The following is a 470-nucleotide window of genomic DNA, read 5'->3' as shown; positions in this document are numbered from 1 at the left end:
GTCTGCGCGTTATTACAAAGATGGCGCGGAAATTTTAATCGATCGTGGCTGGGATATGGCCACGGGTGAGAAAGACTTTGACGATCCGCTGAATCAGCAACATCGTCCACGTCGGTTAACGCCTCGGGAATGCGCGCGCTTAATGGGTTTTGAAGCGCCGGGAGAAGCGAAATTCCGCATTCCGGTTTCGGACACTCAGGCCTATCGCCAGTTCGGTAACTCGGTGGTCGTGCCGGTCTTTGCCGCGGTGGCAAAACTGCTTGAGCCAAAAATCAAACAGGCGGTGGCGTTGCGTCAGCAAGAGGCACAACATGGCCGACGTTCACGATAAGGCCACTCGCAGCAAAAATATGCGCGCGATTGCCACGCGTGATACGGCGATAGAGAAGCGCCTCGCCAGTCTGTTAACCGGGCAGGGCCTGGCGTTTCGCGTTCAGGACGCCAGTCTGCCCGGACGCCCGGATTTTGTC

The 470-nt window shown here is 57.0% G+C and carries 1 protein-coding gene and 1 pseudogene; both read left to right on the top strand.

The annotated features are described in order from the left end of the window. Positions 1–331 (top strand): DNA cytosine methyltransferase (locus tag I6F28_RS37115; protein WP_225143948.1); only part of this gene is annotated, 331 nt, incomplete at its 5' end. After that, a pseudogene (vsr, locus tag I6F28_RS37110) lies at positions 312–470 on the top strand (VSPR family DNA mismatch endonuclease); the annotation flags it as partial. The gene I6F28_RS37115 and the pseudogene vsr, both read left to right, overlap by 20 nt.

Source organism: Bradyrhizobium sp. NBAIM14 (assembly GCF_020193895.1).
Classification (GTDB): Bacteria; Pseudomonadota; Alphaproteobacteria; order Rhizobiales; family Xanthobacteraceae; genus Bradyrhizobium; species Bradyrhizobium yuanmingense.
This window is presented reverse-complemented; position numbering and strand designations above follow the sequence as displayed.